Raw genomic sequence first — 15519 nt, forward strand, 5'->3', positions numbered from 1 at the left:
GAGCACTGCTACAAGCTCGTCGGCTAACAAGCTTACTTAATGGTTGTCGTAAATCGCTCACCTTTGACCAGTTCACCGGAAGGTTTTCGATAGTAAGACTCGCCATCAAGTCGGTAGTAAGTGTATCCATCTTTTGTTTTAGTGATGTCCATAATCCAGTTTGACTTGTCTATACAATTTTCATCTGATTTCATGTCATCAAAGCACAGTAAGTAGTCAGTGTCGTGGTCTGGAAAAGCACCTGAGTTTTTAGGAGCGAGCTTTTGATACTTACCATCAGATTTCCATATTGAAACATTGTAGGTTTCACGGGAAAAAATGGTGTTGACTCCATTTTTATCCCACCATTTTATTTTATCACTATCTGAGAAAGGCATGTTTTTAACCAAAAAATCTTTTCTGGTATCAGAACCATGAATTGCTAGCACTTTTGGAGAATTAAAGAAGCTAACATAAAATAATGCTAACATTGTCAATGCCACTATAAAAACTGTACTCTTTTTGAATCTCATTAATTTCTCCTGCTATTTATTTCAAACTCAGCTTTCATATTTGTTAAGAAAGGTTTGAAAGCGAAGTGTTCCCATCTTTGAAGGACAAACCAAATACGAAACGCTCTGATAAAATGAAACTTAGGATTCATGATGTCATTTTTATCGAGGCCGAAATGATCTTGCCCTGTAAATGTTATTTTTGCTACATAACCATTATCAGTTATATCGAGCTGATTTATCTGTATGTTTGTAGCATGAATATCATGTATCGACATGCCTAATCCATTGAAGCTGTCAGCCCATCTATTGAACTTGGGAAGTATCGAATTTCTTAAAGCCTGTGTTATTAGATCTTTATCTGTATCTGATAAGCTTTTTTGTCCAGAAATGACAATCTTATCTAATGAAGACTTAATTACAGTAAGGGGGGAAAGTGGCGAAGATTGTCCGCTCAAAATTAGATTTTTATATGCGCTATCAAGAAAAGGGCTGGAATAAATCTTTCCATTGCCGTGATAAAGATGCTTTACGAGATTGTTGAATATTTGGTGCTGTCCAAGATAATATGCAGGCATAGAAACACGAAGAAACTCATTGAAAAGAAGTTCAGCCATTTCTGCTCTGGATTTTTGACGGGTATCCCGGAATGAGTTGAAGATTGATACTTCTTTTCCAGTCCAGGGATCAACCACTTCAGAAACATCATCCAGACCCAAATCGCCTCTGAGTTGCTTCTCAGTAAGATCACCACACTTCATATCATCAGTACTATAATCGTTAAACTTATGCTTTGTTTGATAGATCGTAGCAGGCAACGTTAATACTGACATGATAACCTCCTTGTGATATCAATATTTCGTACTCAATTTTAAAATTATTAAATATTTCAGAATCGCTACATCTGTAAAAACTGAACCCTTGTTTATTACAGTACAGCTCATAAAGCTACCACTCTAAAGATAGAACCGATCCCTGCAATGCTAAACGGCATAATTGAGAAAGTGAAGTGGTATGTGTCTCACTTTTCATTTTGATTCGGTTTTTCCTGCTGAATTAACCGGAACTCAGGACCTATTTAAAAGCCCATTTAACATGGGCTTATGGATATCGGTGGATAGATATAAATATTACTCGATGTTCTGAATCTGCTCACGCATCTGCTCGATCAGCACTTTCAGCTCAATGGCTGACGCGGTGATATCGGCGTTAATCGATTTTGACGCCAGCGTGTTTGATTCGCGATTAAACTCCTGCATCATGAAATCGAGACGACGGCCCACGGCCTCTTTCTTTTTCAGGATGTTGTAAGTCTCTTTAACGTGCGCATCCAGACGATCCAGCTCTTCAGCGACGTCAACACGCTGCGCCATCATCACCAGCTCCTGCTCAAGGCGATTATTTTCCAGCTGGACTTCCGCATCTTCCAGCTTAGCGACGAGGCGCTCGCGCTGCCATTTGATCACTTCAGGCATCTGTGCGCGAACCTTACTGACTTCCTGTGAAACGCCTTCCAGACGCTGTTCAATCATCGCTTTCAGCGCAGTGCCTTCGCTTTCGCGAGCCGCAACGAAGTTATCCAGCGCATTGTCCAGCGCCTGCAATAACTGCGTGTTGATGGCATCCAGATCCTGCTCCTGGGCAGACATCACGCCAGGCCAGCGCAGAATATCCAGCGGATTAATCGCGCCTTCATCGCTCTGCATTTTGACCCAGTTAGCGGCCTGAACCAGCTGTTTTGCCAGCGTTTCGTTCAGCATCAGCTCGCCCTGTGCGCTGGGATCGGCGTCATAACGCAGGTTGCACTCGATTTTCCCGCGCGTCAGACGCTGGCGAATGCGCTCGCGGATAACCGGCTCCAGCCCGCGAAACTGTTCCGGCAGGCGGATATAGGTTTCCAGATAACGCTGGTTCACGGAACGCAGCTCCCAGGCGGCGCTGCCCCATTCGCCTTTGGCTTCGCTGCGGGCATAAGCGGTCATACTGCGGATCATAAGTGGCACTCTTTTACGGAAAGATGGGTGAAGTATAGCGAGGCGAGCCACGGCATAACAGGCATAAGCGTCTCACAGGGCAATAACGAACGCTTTACGCCTTCAGTGACAGCCACTTATGATGACCACTGACCCCCTGTGTGAGGATTACTGATCGATGTCTCGCGTGATTGCTCTTCCCGTTATGCTGGCGCTGCTGCTGTCAGGTTGCCAGACTCGCCATCCGGCACCCACTAAACCGCAACCGATCTGCGCGGGTGGCGACATGATGATGCAGACCACCTTGTGGTTTGGACTGAGTAAGCCCGATGGCGGTACGGTCAGCTCACTCGACTGGATGAACTTCGTGGACAATGAGGTCACGCCACGCTTCAAAGCGGGCCTGTCGGTCTATGACGCTAAAGGTCAGTGGCTGGGGGAAAACGGGAAGCTGGCAAGAGAGAACAGTAAAGCGCTGCTGCTGATCCACGGCATCGATCCCGCCATCAACCATGATATTGAGGCGCTACGCAGCCTCTATAAAAAACGCTTTCATCAGGAGTCGGTCATGCGGGTGGATGCGCCCGTCTGTGTCGGGTTCTAGGGGGAAGGGGCGGCAGAGCCACCGCCCCTGCATCATCAGATAAACAGGCCGGCAAAGGCCGCAGAAAGCAGGCTGACCAGCGTAGAGCCGTAAACCAGCTTCCAGCCAAAACGGGACACCACATTACCCTGCGTCTCGTTCAGGCCTTTTATCGCTCCCGCCACGATGCCGATTGAGGCGAAGTTGGCGAAGGAGACCAGGAAGACCGACAGAATCCCCAGTCCGCGTGCGCTCATACCTGCCGCTACCTTCTGCAGCTCGATCATCGCCACAAACTCATTTGCCACCAGCTTGGTCGCCATAATGCTGGCCGCCTGCAGGGCATCGGCTTTGGGAATGCCAATCAGCCAGGCCAGCGGATAGAACAGATAGCCGAGCAACTGCTGGAAGCTGTACCCGAACAGCGCCGCGAACAGCGCGTTAACGGCGGCAATCAGGGCGATAAAGCCAATCAGCATGGCCAGAATGATCATGGCCACTTTGAAACCCGCCAGGATGTACTCGCCGAGCATCTCGAAGAAGCTCTGCTCTTCATGCAGTTTTTCCAGGGCGATAGGCTGCTCATCCTGCTGTTTCATCGGGTTGATGATCGACAGGATAATAAAGGTGCTGAACATGTTAAGCAGCAGTGCGGCAACCACATACTTTGCTTCGATCATCGACATGTAGGCGCCGACAATCGACAGCGACACGGTAGACATCGCGGTCGCCGCCATGGTGTACATCCGGCGCGGCGGGATATCTCCGAGGATCCCTTTGTAGGCGATAAAATTTTCCGACTGACCGAGAATCAGCGTGCTGACGGCATTGAACGATTCCAGCTTGCCCATGCCGTTAATTTTCGACAGCAGCGTCCCGAAAATACGGATCAGCAGCGGCAGGATACGCCAGTGCTGCAATATGCCGATCAGCGCGGAGATAAAGACAATCGGGCAGAGCACGCCGAGGAAAATAAAGGCCAGCCCCTGTTTGCTCATGCCGCCAAACACGAACTCCGTGCCCTGTGCGGCGAAGCCCAGCAATGTCTCAAAGAAGCCGGCGAACGAACTGACCAGCGCCAGCCCTCCGGCAGAGTGAAGGAAGAACCAGCCCAGCGCGGCTTCCACCACAATCAGTTGAATAATAAAGCGCAGGCGAATCTGTTTACGGTCATGACTGACCAGCAGCGCAAGGGCGAAAATCACCACCAGCGCCAGCAGGAAATGAAGAATGGCGGCCATATGTCTTTTTAATCAGAGTGAAAGGAACGCGCATTTAGCCACAGCTGGCGCGGAATTTCATCTGGAGCCTGCGCCCGACCAGCGCAAGAGACAGCGGGCAAGGAAGTCCGTATAATGCGCAGCCAATCATTAGCAAGCCGGAGATAACCCATGCGTCCAGCAGGCCGTCGCGCACAGCAGGTGCGTCCAGTCACATTGACCCGCAATTACACCAAACACGCAGAGGGTTCCGTTCTGGTGGAGTTCGGCGAAACGAAAGTGCTTTGCACTGCCTCCGTAGACGAAGGGGTTCCGCGTTTCCTTAAAGGGCAGGGCCAGGGCTGGATAACAGCTGAATATGGCATGCTGCCGCGTTCAACTCACAGCCGCATGGCGCGTGAGGCCGCAAAAGGCAAGCAGGGTGGCCGCACGCTGGAAATTCAGCGTCTGATTGCCCGCTCACTGCGCGCCGCCGTCGATCTGAAAGCGCTGGGGGAATTCACGATTACACTCGACTGTGACGTGATCCAGGCCGATGGCGGCACCCGCACCGCGTCCATCACCGGCGCCTGTGTGGCGCTGGCCGACGCGCTGAACAAGCTGGTCGCCAGCGGCAAGCTGAAAGCCAATCCGATGAAAGGCATGGTTGCCGCTATTTCTGTAGGGATCGTGGCGGGCGAAGCGCTGTGCGATCTGGAGTATGTGGAAGATTCAGCCGCAGAAACCGACATGAACGTCGTGATGATGGAAGATGGCCGCATGATTGAGGTTCAGGGCACCGCCGAAGGCGAGCCGTTCAGCCATGAAGAGCTGCTGGCACTACTGGCGCTGGCACGCGGCGGAATTGAGGAGTTAATTCAGGCGCAGAAAGCGGCACTGAACAGTTGATGTAACAGGCGACCACAGAGTCGCCTTTTCTTTATTTGAGGAGTGAGAAATGAAAGCCTGGCAGCGTCAGTTTATTGAATTCGCCCTGAACAAACAGGTGCTGAAGTTCGGTGAGTTCACTTTAAAGTCCGGACGTAAAAGTCCCTATTTCTTTAACGCCGGTCTGTTTAACAGCGGACGGGATTTAGCGCTGCTGGGACGCTTCTACGCGCAGGCGCTGGTGGATGGCGCTGTCGATTTCGATCTGCTCTTTGGCCCGGCCTACAAAGGTATTCCGATTGCGACCACCACCGCGGTGGCGCTGGCGGATCATCATGACCGCGACGTGCCTTACTGCTTCAACCGCAAAGAAGCCAAAGATCACGGCGAAGGCGGCCTGCTGGTGGGCAGCCCGCTGCAGGGCAAAGTGATGCTGGTTGATGACGTGATCACCGCAGGTACGGCGATTCGTGAGTCGATGGATATCATTGGCGCGCACAACGCTACGCTGGCGGGCGTGCTGGTTTCGCTTGATCGTCAGGAGCGTGGCCGTGGTGACATGTCAGCCATTCAGGAAGTGGAACGTGATTATGGCTGTAAGGTGACGGCGATTATTACGCTGGCAGACCTGATTACGTGGCTGGAAGAGAAGCCGGAGATGGCCGATCACCTGGCTCAGGTGCGTGCCTATCAGCAGGCGTACGGGATTTAACCCGGGCGGGCGTAATGCCCGCCTTTGTTCAGACCAGCTGGGCCGCGATAAGTGGCCAGCGGCTATCGAAGTCTGCGGTAGGACTGAAGCGAAACTCCGAGCGGACATAGCGCGACAGTAAGCCTTCACAGAAGGCCAGCAGCTGACTCGCCAGCAGCGCTTCATCAGCCTGAAAGGCTTCACCCTCACGCATTTTACGCTCACGCATGACCTGTCGCAGCTGCACTTCAATCCGCTCAAACAGCTGGTTGATACGTCCCTGCAGCCGGTCCTGCTCAAACATCAGCGCATGACCGGTCAGAATGCGCGTCAGTCCCGGATTACGCTCACCAAAACCCAGAATCAATTGCACGATCAGACGCAGGCGCGTCATGGTCTCTTTTTCATCTTTGAGGATCAGATTGATGCGGGTAATGAGACTGTCTTCGATAAACTCGATCAGACTGTCGAACATCCGTGTTTTACTGGGAAAGTGACGATAGAGCGCCGCTTCGGATACGCCCACGTTGGCTGCCAGTTTGGCTGTGGTAATACGCTGACTGCCATCACCGGACTGCAGCATCTGCGCCAGCGCCTGCAAAATCTCTTCACGACGATTTCGCTTCACGACTTTTTTTTCTGCCATGACCTTAAAAACCCCTGAAATTCACCTGAAACAGGCAACACCTACGCATCTGCCACAAGAACGCGTCTCATGGCGATGAGGAAAAATAACGGGCGTAAGTGAAAGTCGGTAATACGGGTTACTGGCGGCCTGAGTGGCCGAAGCCGCCTTCGCCGCGCAGGCTGGCGTCAAACTCTTCTACCAGATTAAATTCCGCCTGCACTACCGGAACGAAGACCAGTTGCGCCATGCGGTCGCCAGGCTGCAGTGAGAAGCTTTCCTGACCGCGGTTCCAGACGGAAACCATCAGCTGCCCCTGATAGTCGGAGTCAATCAGACCGACCAGGTTGCCCAGCACGATGCCATGCTTATGGCCAAGGCCGGAGCGCGGCAGGATGACCGCAGCCAGATCGGGATCGGCAATATGAATCGCCAGACCGGTCGGAACCAGCGTCGTGGTGCCCGGTGCGATGTCGAGAACATCATCAATACAGGCGCGTAAATCTAACCCAGCGGAACCTGACGTGGCGTAGGTCGGCAGAGGAAATTCTTTGCCGACGCGCGCATCGAGGATTTTAACGTCTATTTTTTTCATCATAACGGCTGACAATCTCGTCTATTAATTGTTGGCCAAGGAGAGACTTATCGCTGAGCGGTAAGCGCTTTTCTCCATCCTGCCAAAAAAGGTGAAGAGCATTGGTGTCGCTATTAAACCCCTGTCCGGTTTGAGCGACGTTGTTAGCGCAGATCAGATCCAGATTCTTGCGCACCCGTTTTTGCCGCGCGTATTCTTCCACATTCTGTGTTTCAGCAGCAAATCCAACGACGAATGGCCGATTTTCCTGAAGTGCGGCGACGCCGGCAACAATGTCGGGATTCTTTATCAGGTTCAGCGTGACGGTATCATCGCCGCCCTGTTTCTTGATTTTATCGGCCGCAATATCGGCTGCCCGGTAGTCTGCCACGGCTGCGCTTGCAATGAAAATATGTTGTTTATCTATCTCACCCATCACGGCGGCCTGCATCTCCAGCGCGCTGGTGACATCAATGCGCCGCACGCCGGCAGGGGCAGACAACGTGACCGGGCCGCTGACCAGCGTGACCGTTGCGCCGCGTCGGGCGGCGGCGGCGGCAATCGCAAACCCCATTTTTCCGGAGCTGTGGTTGGTGATGTAGCGCACCGGGTCCAGCGCCTCACGGGTCGGGCCGGCGGTAATCATAATGTTGAGATGTTGCAGATCGTTGACGGGGGTGGCCCACGTGACCGCATGGTCCACAATCGCCAGCGGATCGAGCATCCGGCCGGGGCCGACATCGCCGCAGGCCTGGCTGCCGCTGTCCGGCCCCCAGATCAGCACGCCACGCGCCTGTAACTGCTCCAGGTTGTGCTGCGTCACCGCCGCGCGATACATCTGCTGATTCATGGCGGGTACCACGGCCACGGGCGAGGCGGTCGCTAACACGGCGGTGGTCACCAGATCGTTTGCCATACCGGCGGTAATACGGGCTATCAGATCAGCCGTCGCCGGTGCCAGTACAATCAGGTCGGCCCACTTTGCCAGCTCAATGTGACCCATCGCGGCTTCCGCCGCCGGGTCGAGCAGATCGTCAAACACCGGATAGCCGGAGACGGCCTGCAGGCTGAGCGGCGTAATAAACGCCTTCGCGCCCTGCGTCATCATGACGCGGACATCGGCACCGCGATCGCGCAGGCGGCGCACCAGCTCCGGAGTTTTATAAGCAGCAATGCCGCCGCTTACGCCAAGAAGAATTTTTTTGCCGGCTAATCCCATCATGATGTTGGCCTCACTAAGCTCTCTGCCGCACGGGGCGGCGAATGCACGGACTTTATCACAAAAGTGCGGATGCGCCTTTTCACGGACTGCGTTTGCGAGCCGCCTCGAAGATTGTGGCTGCGCTGATGGCACCCCGGGCATGGCTGGGTCATGCTGAGGTTGATCTCAGGGAGGAGCAGACATGAAAAACAGTGGACCACGGGAAAAACTGCAGAAGCTGGGCGCGCATGCCCTCAGCGATACCGAACTGCTGGCCATTTTTCTCCGCACCGGCTCGCCGGGGCAGAACGTCATTGAGCTGGCCGGACAGATGCTGCAGGAGTTTGGCTCGCTTTATCAGCTGATGACATCGGGCAAGGCGGCATTCAGTAACATAAAAGGCGTTGGTGATGCCAAACTGGCCCAGCTGCACGCGATTGCCGAACTGGCGAAGCGTTTCTTCGCCAGCAAGCTGGCGCGCGAAAGCGTCATGGAAAATCCCCAGATCACCCGCCAGTATCTGCAAAGTTTATTAGCCCATCAGGAGCGCGAGATCTTTATGGCGCTCTTTCTGGATAATCAGCACCGGGTGCTGCGGGCACAAAAAATGTTCTCGGGGTCGATTAACAGTGTGGAAGTGCACCCACGCGAGATCGTCCGGGAGGCGCTGAAGCTCAACGCCGCCGCGCTGATACTGGCGCATAATCATCCGTCGGGCATGGCAGAACCGAGCCGGGCTGACCGCCAGGTGACCCATAAAGTCAGCGAAGCCTGCCAGCTTCTCGACATCCGCCTGCTCGATCATCTGGTGATAGGTCATGGCGAATATGTCTCCTTTGCTGAGCGGGGATGGCTCTGATAGCGGGAAAATTCGCTCCAGGTGGCGGCTTTTTGCCCGATCATTCGGGATCTTTATCTGTTCGGGACTTGAGCACTTGGGCTGAGCGGCGTATACTACGCCACCTTTGAGAATCTCGGGTTTGGCGGTTAGGCCAGCTTAGCGGGTTCCATGGAACTCGCCTGGCGGGCTGCAAGCCTGACGAGGCGGCCAAAACCTAATTTTTAAAGCTCGAGCTGATTTGATTTTTGGAGAATAGACATGTCACGAGTCTGCCAGGTAACTGGAAAGCGTCCGGTGACCGGTAACAACCGTTCCCACGCAATGAACGCGACGAAACGCCGTTTCCTTCCGAACCTGCACTCACACCGTTTTTGGGTTGAGAGCGAGAAGCGCTTCGTTACTCTGCGTGTATCTGTAAAAGGTATGCGTATTATTGATAAAAAGGGCATTGATACGGTGTTAGCCGACATGCGTGCCCGTGGTGAGAAGTACTAAGAGTACTAAGGAACTGAATCATGGCTAAAGGTATTCGTGAGAAGATCAAGCTGGTTTCCTCTGCTGGTACAGGTCACTTCTATACCACCACGAAGAACAAACGTACTAAACCAGAGAAGCTGGAACTGAAAAAGTTCGATCCGGTTGTACGTCAGCATGTGATCTACAAAGAAGCTAAAATTAAGTAATTTTAGTGTTCTGCTAAAAACCCGGCTCCGGCCGGGTTTTTTGTTTGTGTAAAACGCTGAGGAGAGGGTATGCCAGAGTTGCCAGAGGTTGAAACCAGCCGCCGCGGTATCGAACCGCATTTGGTGGGTGAAACCATCCTTCACGCCGTGGTGCGTAATTCCCGTCTGCGCTGGCCTGTTTCACAGGAGATCCATGCGCTGAGCGATCAGCCAGTGCTCAGCGTGCAGCGCCGGGCAAAATATCTGCTGCTGGAGCTGCCGCATGGCTGGATCATTATCCACCTGGGCATGTCCGGCAGCCTGCGCGTGCTGCCGGAAGAGCGGCCTGCGGAGAAGCATGACCATGTTGATTTGGTGATGAGCAACGGCAAAGTGCTGCGCTACACCGATCCGCGGCGTTTTGGTGCCTGGCTCTGGAGCAGCGAACTGGCAGGCAGCAGCGTGCTGGCGCATCTGGGACCGGAGCCACTGAGCGACCAGTTTGACGCGGCTTACCTGTTTGAGAAGTCACGCGGCAAGCGAACGGTGATTAAGCAGTGGCTGATGGATAACAAAGTCGTGGTGGGGGTGGGCAACATCTACGCCAGCGAGTCACTGTTTACCGCCGGGATCCTGCCCGATCGTGCCGCCGGCAGTCTGTCGCAGGCGGAAGCAGAGCTGCTGGTCAATACCATCAAGGCGGTGCTGTTACGTTCCATTGAGCAGGGCGGAACCACGCTGCGGGATTTCTTACAGAGCGACGGTAAACCGGGCTATTTTGCGCAGCAGCTGCAGGTCTATGGCCGGGCAGGTGAGCCCTGCCGGGCCTGTGGAACACCCATTATCAGCGGCAGGCATGGGCAGCGCAGCACCTACTGGTGCCCCCGCTGCCAGCACTAAGCCAGCTTAGCCAGCAATGCCTGATGGACGGGCGCGGACAGGAAGGCGGAGACATCACCACCGTGACGCGCCACCTCTTTGACCAGCGAAGAGGAGATAAACGAGAAGCCCTCAGACGGCATCAGGAAAACGCTCTCCAGCGTCGGCAGCAGGTGACGATTCATCTGCGCCAGCTGCATTTCATACTCAAAGTCTGACACCGCACGCAATCCGCGCACCAGCACATTCGCCTGCTGGTCTCGCGCAAAATTGGCCATCAGGTCGCTGAATCCTACCACCTTAACGTTGGGCAGATGGGCCACTATTTCACTCGCCAGCGCCACGCGCTCCTCCAGACTGAACAGCGGCTTTTTGCTGGGGCTGGCGGCAACGGCCAGAATAACCTGATCAAACATCTGTGCGGCCCGCGTCACGATGTCGAGATGGCCAAGGGTGACAGGATCAAATGTTCCGGGATAGATGGCTTTCGTGCTCATACCTGCCCTTTTTTCGCAGCCTGATTCAGCGCCCAGAGGGCGGCATATTTGTTAAAGGTATATTGTGCGTTGACCACCGCCAGTATCCAGCCCTGCTTTCCGTCGAGAAAACCGGCGCGCAGCAGCAGCGTTTTCACAAACGCGCCCAGCGTATGACCGAACAGCGAGAACGGACCGCAACGCTTACCACGCTGGTGGCGTTCCGTGGCCCAGGCTTCGGCATAGGCCAGTTGCTTACGCTGAAAAGCGATCAGATCGCGGCAGGTCAGATGCTGTAAATCGCCGGCTAACGCCACCACCGGTGCGCCGTCACGCTGCAGCGATTCATGCACCAGATTATCATTGTAGCGGAAGGTGCGCGGATAGAGCCGCATCACGCGGTCAGGGTACCAGCCGCTGTGGCGCATAAAGCGCCCCAGAAACAGATTGCTGCGACTCAGGCTGTAAATCGTGCGGCCCGGCGGCGCGATAAGCACCTGCTCAATCGCCGCGCGCAGTTCCGGTGTGACGCGCTCATCGGCATCGATCATCAGAATCATATCGCCGGTGGCATAGTGCTGCGCGCGCTGTCGCTGGATACCATACCCCTGCCAGTCATCGCTGTGGTAGACCTTCGCGCCAGCCTGCGTGGCGATATCGGCACTGTTATCGTGACTGCCTGAATCCAGCACGATAATCTCATCCGCCCAGCTGACCGAAGCCAGACAGTCGGGCAGCAGTTCCGCTTCATTTTTAGCGATCATAACGACTGAAAGACGCTGGCGTGCTGACATCAGTGAGCCCGTGGAGGTAAATGCGGTTCAAGTAACTGGAGCAGACGCTGTAACGCACCCTGGTTCTGGTGCAGCACGTCCACGGCATGACGGCCGTAATAACGACGATAGTCATCATCCTGCAACAGGTTGGTGACCTCTTTTTCCAGCGAGAACACGTCGGTGACAGTAATCAGTCCCTGGCCTTCCTGCAATTTGCCGCAGATATCTTTGAAGTTCCAGATATGTGGCCCCATCAGAACCGGAATCGCGTGCGCTGCAGGCTCCAGCGGATTGTGTCCGCCGCGCTCCACCAGGCTGCCGCCGACAAACGCCAGATCGGCAATGCCGTAAAGCAGCATCAGTTCGCCCATCGAGTCGCCGATGACTACCTGGGTGGAGCCCGAAGGGATCTCGCCGCTGCTGCGCAGAATAAAGCTGAAGCCGCGCGACTGGGTCAGTTCACGCGCATCGTTAAAGCGCTCAGGATGACGCGGAACCAGAATCAGCAGCAGATCAGGGAACGTCTGCAGCAGGCGGCGGTGGGCATCCAGCACAATGGCCTCTTCGCCTTCGTGAGTGCTGGTGGCAATCCAGACCGGACGGCGTGGCGCCCACTGGCGACGCAGCGTGACGGCTCTGGCGGCCAGCTCTGGCGTGACAGAAATATCAAACTTCAGGCTGCCGGTGATCGCCAGCTGAGAACGTTTCAGGCCAAGCTCCAGGAAGCGGTCGCCATCTTCACTGTTCTGCGCTGCTATCAGCGTGATGCTCTGCAACAGCCTGCGCATGAATTTACCCAGCTTGCGATAGCCTTTGGCGGACCGGGCTGAGAGACGGGCGTTGGCGATCACCAGCGGAATGTTACGCTGATGCAGAATGCGGATGATGTTCGGCCACAGCTCGGTTTCCATGATGATCACCAGCCGGGGGTTGACCGTGTCCAGAAAACGATTAATCGATCCGGGCAGATCGTAAGGCAGATAGACGTGGTGCACATCTTTGCCAAAGGCTGACTGTGCACGCTCAGAGCCGGTTGGCGTCATGGTCGTGACGGTAATCGGCAGGGTCGGGTAACGATGACGCAGCGCGCGCACCAGCGGCACCGCGGCCAGGGTTTCCCCCACGGAAACCGAATGCAGCACAATGCCGTCGGGCTTCACTTTGCCAACGCAATAGCCATAGCGCTCCGCCCAGCGTTTGCGATACGCCGGTGCTTTACGACCGCGCAGCCACAGGCGCAGCCAAATCAGTGGCTGAATAAAGTAGAGCAATGCGGTGTAAATGGTCGTCATAGTTACCGTTACAGCAGGTTCGCGTCTAAAAACAGGTTAAAATCAGATGGCGGCATGTTATCAGAAACCCCGCATGCACTCATCCCGGATTGTCAGTTGGTACTCAATACCTGTTGATAAAGCGAAGTCAGCGCCTGTGCCAGCCGTTGCGGGCCATAGGGTTCAACTTTACGCCGGGCCGCATCACCCATGCGTGAATCTTCCGTCAGCAGCGGAATGGCGCAAACAGCCTGATTTAATCCGTTGATATCCAGCGCATCACAGACGAAGCCCTCCTGACCGGCGGTAATAAACTCAGCACCCCCGCAGCCGGTGCTGGTAATAACCGGCAGGCCGCAGGCCATCGCCTCCAGCACCACGTTAGGAAAAGGATCGTAGAGCGTGGGCAGCAGCAGGCCGTCCGCCGCGTGATAAAACGGCTGCACATCCTGCTGTACGCCAACAAAGCGCAGGCGATCCAGGCAGTTCAGCTGGTTAGCCAGCTGCTGATAACGCTGCAGCTGTTTATCCTGACCCACCACAATCAGGTAACGGTCACTGGCGGCCAGCGCCTGAATCGCTGCTTTCAGCCCTTTGCGCTCAAAGCCGGAACCGACGTAAATCAGTACGGTGGCCGCATCCGGCAGCCCCAGCTGCTGGCGGGTCGCATGGCGGGTCGCTGCCGTGGCAGGCTGAAAACGACGGGCATCAATAGCGTTATGGATGACGTGAATTTTTCCGGCGTCGAGTGAGAAACAGCGCAGGATATCGCGCTTAACCATCTCTGAATTGCAGATCACCGCTTTCAGCGTCGGCGAATTAAACATCTCCGCTTCCGCCTGCAGAACGTAGCGATGATAGGGACTGAGGGTTGCGCTCAGTCGTTGCCACGGTGAGACGATGCGGGCGCGCTGCTCCAGCCAGACGCGATGCACGCCATCACCCGCGCGAAAGATGTCACAGCCAGCGATGCGTTCATGACTCTGCACAATATCGAATTTTTCACGCTCCCAGCAGGCGCGTGCGGCACGGGCAAAGCCGCGCTCGCGGGAAACCCTGCCCAGCTTTGCAGGATTACAGATATGGAGATGCCAGTCCGGATTGGGCGTGCCCTGCCAGCTGCGGGTAATGATGTTGAGATCGAGCTGTTCGCTGCCCAGGGCTTCCAGCGCACGGGAGATAAAACGCTCAGCACCGCCATCCGGCCGGTATTTCTGCCGGACAATCGCCAGCCTTAACTTACTCATTCAGGAAGCTCCTCGCCGCCGCGACCACATCCTTCACCGGAATGGCTGACAGATAACGCTGATCCGTTCGGGTGTCGATAGAATCAGGTGAGGGCAGTGGGCCATAATCCCCCGCCCAGATGACATGGTTGTTGTTCCCCCATGGCCGCCAGTGCTGCAGCTTGGTCGGGCCAAACAGGGCGATACAGGGCGTTTCCAGCGCTGCCGCCATGTGCATCGGCGCGGAATCGACCCCGATAAACAGCGTGGCGTGATCGATAAGCGCCGCCAGCTGCGGCAGCGTAAACTGACCCGCCAGCGACACGACATCCGGCGAGGCGCACAGCGCGCGGATGCGGTTGATCATCGCCAGCTCCTGTTTGTCCGGCCCGGCGGTCAGCACCACCTTCCGTCCAGCCCGTGCCAGCTCATCGACCGTGGCGGCCACGCTCTCCTCTTCCCAGCATTTAAAGCCCCAGCGTGAGGTAGGCTGAACCACGATATAGGGGGTGGTCACCTGATGTTCTGACAGGCGGGTCAGCACGATCTGCTGGTCAGCGTCACTGTAGTGCATCGAAACGCGCGCATTGTCGCTGCTGATACCGAGCGGGGCCAGCGCGGACATGTTCTGCTCAACGGTATGCAGTCTGCTGTGATTATGCGTCGGGACCAGCCGGTTGTGACACCAGCGCCACAGGACGTTATCGCGTTTTTTAAAGGCGAAACCAATGCGCACCGGCGCAGCGGAGAGCCGGGTGATCAGCGCCGCACGCCACTGGTCTGCCAGATTAATCACCAGGTCATAATGGGCGTCACGTATGGCACGGATTAATGCCCGTTCATGGCCCAGCTTGCGCCAGGTGCCCTCCTGCTTCCATTTCCGGTCGATGACGTGCAGATGGCGGATAGCCGGATGCGCTTCCAGCATCGGGCGTGTCTCCTGATAGAGCAACACGTCGATACTGGCCTGCGGATAACGCGCATGCAGCGCATTGATGGCGGGCGTGGTGAGCAGCATGTCGCCATGATGGCGCAGCTTAATCAGTAAAATACGTTTTGGAGAGATGTTTGCTGGAGTCAGGCTGGCCATAAACAAAGGTTCTCAGATTTCAGTGAACCGATTGTAGGGCAAACGCTTTTTAGGATAAAGCCAGCCTCAGGGG

The 15519-nt window shown here is 55.2% G+C and carries 19 protein-coding genes; 7 read left to right on the forward strand and 12 right to left on the reverse strand.

All coding sequences use genetic code 11. From position 1 onward, the window contains the following. Window positions 1-32: 32 nt before the first annotated feature. The 3 genes from OXR04_RS20915 to OXR04_RS20925 form a co-directional block, all read right to left on the reverse strand. Window positions 33-512, reverse strand: a complete 480-nt coding sequence (locus tag OXR04_RS20915) for a DUF943 family protein (RefSeq protein WP_009088120.1) — start codon at window positions 510-512, stop codon at window positions 33-35. After that, the gene (locus OXR04_RS20920) at window positions 512-1324 is read right to left on the reverse strand and encodes a DUF3289 family protein (protein ID WP_267372685.1); all 813 of its coding nucleotides are present in this window, start codon (window positions 1322-1324) and stop codon (window positions 512-514) included. The genes OXR04_RS20915 and OXR04_RS20920 overlap by 1 nt, the downstream gene beginning before the upstream one ends. A 297-nt stretch (window positions 1325-1621) precedes the next feature. After that, window positions 1622-2485: a YicC/YloC family endoribonuclease gene (locus OXR04_RS20925; protein ID WP_009088118.1), complete on the reverse strand. Its 864-nt coding sequence runs from the start codon at window positions 2483-2485 to the stop codon at window positions 1622-1624. A 157-nt stretch (window positions 2486-2642) separates the two neighbouring features. Between OXR04_RS20925 and OXR04_RS20930 the strand changes: the two genes are divergently transcribed. Further along, entirely contained in the window at window positions 2643-3068 is a 426-nt protein-coding gene (locus OXR04_RS20930) for a DUF3574 domain-containing protein (RefSeq protein ID WP_140029957.1), read from the forward strand. A 35-nt stretch (window positions 3069-3103) separates the two neighbouring features. On the opposite strand, the gene OXR04_RS20935 is transcribed toward OXR04_RS20930, so the two are convergent. After that, complete coding sequence (locus OXR04_RS20935; protein WP_046100862.1) at window positions 3104-4288, reverse strand: nucleoside transporter C-terminal domain-containing protein; 1185 nt, start codon at window positions 4286-4288, stop codon at window positions 3104-3106. Window positions 4289-4438: 150 nt separating this feature from the next. Between OXR04_RS20935 and rph the strand changes: the two genes are divergently transcribed. Together rph and pyrE are read left to right on the forward strand one after the other, a co-directional pair. After that, window positions 4439-5155 (forward strand): ribonuclease PH, encoded by a 717-nt coding sequence (gene rph, locus OXR04_RS20940; RefSeq protein WP_009088115.1) that lies wholly within the window; start codon window positions 4439-4441, stop codon window positions 5153-5155. Window positions 5156-5204: 49 nt separating this feature from the next. Next, a complete protein-coding gene (pyrE, locus tag OXR04_RS20945) occupies window positions 5205-5846 on the forward strand; it encodes an orotate phosphoribosyltransferase (protein ID WP_009088114.1) in 642 nt (213 codons plus the stop codon). A 28-nt stretch (window positions 5847-5874) separates the two neighbouring features. Here the strand turns inward: pyrE and slmA are convergent, their stop codons facing one another. From slmA to coaBC, 3 genes are all read right to left on the reverse strand, one after another. Further along, complete coding sequence (gene slmA, locus OXR04_RS20950) at window positions 5875-6471, reverse strand: nucleoid occlusion factor SlmA (RefSeq protein WP_009088113.1); 597 nt, start codon at window positions 6469-6471, stop codon at window positions 5875-5877. Between the two features lie 118 nt (window positions 6472-6589). Next, the gene (gene dut / locus OXR04_RS20955) at window positions 6590-7048 is read right to left on the reverse strand and encodes a dUTP diphosphatase (RefSeq protein WP_033736106.1); all 459 of its coding nucleotides are present in this window, start codon (window positions 7046-7048) and stop codon (window positions 6590-6592) included. Beyond that, a complete protein-coding gene (gene coaBC / locus OXR04_RS20960) occupies window positions 7026-8246 on the reverse strand; it encodes a bifunctional phosphopantothenoylcysteine decarboxylase/phosphopantothenate--cysteine ligase CoaBC (protein ID WP_033736105.1) in 1221 nt (406 codons plus the stop codon). Before coaBC ends, dut begins: the two co-directional genes overlap by 23 nt. A 181-nt stretch (window positions 8247-8427) precedes the next feature. Between coaBC and radC the strand changes: the two genes are divergently transcribed. The 4 genes from radC to mutM all read left to right on the forward strand — a co-directional run bounded on the left by radC (window position 8428) and on the right by mutM (window position 10628). Continuing rightward, window positions 8428-9084, forward strand: a complete 657-nt coding sequence (gene radC, locus OXR04_RS20965; protein WP_009088110.1) for a DNA repair protein RadC — start codon at window positions 8428-8430, stop codon at window positions 9082-9084. Window positions 9085-9324: 240 nt separating this feature from the next. Next, window positions 9325-9561, forward strand: coding sequence for a 50S ribosomal protein L28 (gene rpmB / locus OXR04_RS20970; RefSeq protein WP_006121249.1), 237 nt, complete (start codon window positions 9325-9327; stop codon window positions 9559-9561). 20 nt (window positions 9562-9581) lie between these two features. Then, window positions 9582-9749 carry a 50S ribosomal protein L33 gene (gene rpmG, locus OXR04_RS20975; RefSeq protein ID WP_001051798.1) on the forward strand — a complete coding sequence of 56 codons (168 nt, stop codon included), beginning with the start codon at window positions 9582-9584 and terminating at the stop codon, window positions 9747-9749. A gap of 69 nt (window positions 9750-9818) precedes the next feature. Beyond that, the gene (gene mutM / locus OXR04_RS20980; RefSeq protein ID WP_009088108.1) at window positions 9819-10628 is read left to right on the forward strand and encodes a bifunctional DNA-formamidopyrimidine glycosylase/DNA-(apurinic or apyrimidinic site) lyase; all 810 of its coding nucleotides are present in this window, start codon (window positions 9819-9821) and stop codon (window positions 10626-10628) included. Here mutM and coaD read toward each other — a convergent pair. The 5 genes from coaD to rfaQ all read right to left on the reverse strand — a co-directional run bounded on the left by coaD (window position 10625) and on the right by rfaQ (window position 15446). Further along, entirely contained in the window at window positions 10625-11104 is a 480-nt protein-coding gene (gene coaD, locus OXR04_RS20985) for a pantetheine-phosphate adenylyltransferase (RefSeq protein WP_267372686.1), read from the reverse strand. The two genes, mutM and coaD, sit on opposite strands and share 4 nt — an antisense overlap. Then, complete coding sequence (locus OXR04_RS20990; protein WP_267372687.1) at window positions 11101-11877, reverse strand: glycosyltransferase family 2 protein; 777 nt, start codon at window positions 11875-11877, stop codon at window positions 11101-11103. The genes coaD and OXR04_RS20990 overlap by 4 nt, the downstream gene beginning before the upstream one ends. After that, window positions 11877-13151, reverse strand: a complete 1275-nt coding sequence (waaA, locus tag OXR04_RS20995; protein WP_009088102.1) for a lipid IV(A) 3-deoxy-D-manno-octulosonic acid transferase — start codon at window positions 13149-13151, stop codon at window positions 11877-11879. Before waaA ends, OXR04_RS20990 begins: the two co-directional genes overlap by 1 nt. A 92-nt stretch (window positions 13152-13243) precedes the next feature. Continuing rightward, window positions 13244-14377, reverse strand: a complete 1134-nt coding sequence (locus tag OXR04_RS21000) for a glycosyltransferase family 4 protein (RefSeq protein WP_267372688.1) — start codon at window positions 14375-14377, stop codon at window positions 13244-13246. Then, the gene (gene rfaQ / locus OXR04_RS21005; RefSeq protein ID WP_150030371.1) at window positions 14370-15446 is read right to left on the reverse strand and encodes a putative lipopolysaccharide heptosyltransferase III; all 1077 of its coding nucleotides are present in this window, start codon (window positions 15444-15446) and stop codon (window positions 14370-14372) included. The genes OXR04_RS21000 and rfaQ overlap by 8 nt, the downstream gene beginning before the upstream one ends. Window positions 15447-15519: the final 73 nt, after the last annotated feature.

The sequence above is a fragment of the Pantoea sp. GM_Pan_3 genome (assembly GCF_026541045.1).
GTDB classification, from domain to species: Bacteria; Pseudomonadota; Gammaproteobacteria; order Enterobacterales; family Enterobacteriaceae; genus Pantoea; species Pantoea anthophila.

Bases quoted from the DNA above. Each gene is read 5' to 3' on its own strand.
- coaBC (WP_033736105.1), bottom strand. From the start codon at position 8,246: ATGATGGGATTAGCCGGCAAAAAAATTCTTCTTGGCGTAAGCGGCGGC.
- mutM (WP_009088108.1), top strand. From the start codon at position 9,819: ATGCCAGAGTTGCCAGAGGTTGAAACCAGCCGCCGCGGTATCGAACCG.
- radC (WP_009088110.1), top strand. From the start codon at position 8,428: ATGAAAAACAGTGGACCACGGGAAAAACTGCAGAAGCTGGGCGCGCAT.
- rfaQ (WP_150030371.1), bottom strand. From the start codon at position 15,446: ATGGCCAGCCTGACTCCAGCAAACATCTCTCCAAAACGTATTTTACTG.
- OXR04_RS20930 (WP_140029957.1), top strand. From the start codon at position 2,643: ATGTCTCGCGTGATTGCTCTTCCCGTTATGCTGGCGCTGCTGCTGTCA.
- rpmB (WP_006121249.1), top strand. From the start codon at position 9,325: ATGTCACGAGTCTGCCAGGTAACTGGAAAGCGTCCGGTGACCGGTAAC.
- OXR04_RS20915 (WP_009088120.1), bottom strand. From the start codon at position 512: ATGAGATTCAAAAAGAGTACAGTTTTTATAGTGGCATTGACAATGTTA.
- slmA (WP_009088113.1), bottom strand. From the start codon at position 6,471: ATGGCAGAAAAAAAAGTCGTGAAGCGAAATCGTCGTGAAGAGATTTTG.
- OXR04_RS20935 (WP_046100862.1), bottom strand. From the start codon at position 4,288: ATGGCCGCCATTCTTCATTTCCTGCTGGCGCTGGTGGTGATTTTCGCC.
- OXR04_RS20920 (WP_267372685.1), bottom strand. From the start codon at position 1,324: ATGTCAGTATTAACGTTGCCTGCTACGATCTATCAAACAAAGCATAAG.
- OXR04_RS20925 (WP_009088118.1), bottom strand. From the start codon at position 2,485: ATGATCCGCAGTATGACCGCTTATGCCCGCAGCGAAGCCAAAGGCGAA.
- rph (WP_009088115.1), top strand. From the start codon at position 4,439: ATGCGTCCAGCAGGCCGTCGCGCACAGCAGGTGCGTCCAGTCACATTG.
- dut (WP_033736106.1), bottom strand. From the start codon at position 7,048: ATGATGAAAAAAATAGACGTTAAAATCCTCGATGCGCGCGTCGGCAAA.
- waaA (WP_009088102.1), bottom strand. From the start codon at position 13,151: ATGACGACCATTTACACCGCATTGCTCTACTTTATTCAGCCACTGATT.
- rpmG (WP_001051798.1), top strand. From the start codon at position 9,582: ATGGCTAAAGGTATTCGTGAGAAGATCAAGCTGGTTTCCTCTGCTGGT.
- OXR04_RS21000 (WP_267372688.1), bottom strand. From the start codon at position 14,377: ATGAGTAAGTTAAGGCTGGCGATTGTCCGGCAGAAATACCGGCCGGAT.
- pyrE (WP_009088114.1), top strand. From the start codon at position 5,205: ATGAAAGCCTGGCAGCGTCAGTTTATTGAATTCGCCCTGAACAAACAG.
- OXR04_RS20990 (WP_267372687.1), bottom strand. From the start codon at position 11,877: ATGTCAGCACGCCAGCGTCTTTCAGTCGTTATGATCGCTAAAAATGAA.
- coaD (WP_267372686.1), bottom strand. From the start codon at position 11,104: ATGAGCACGAAAGCCATCTATCCCGGAACATTTGATCCTGTCACCCTT.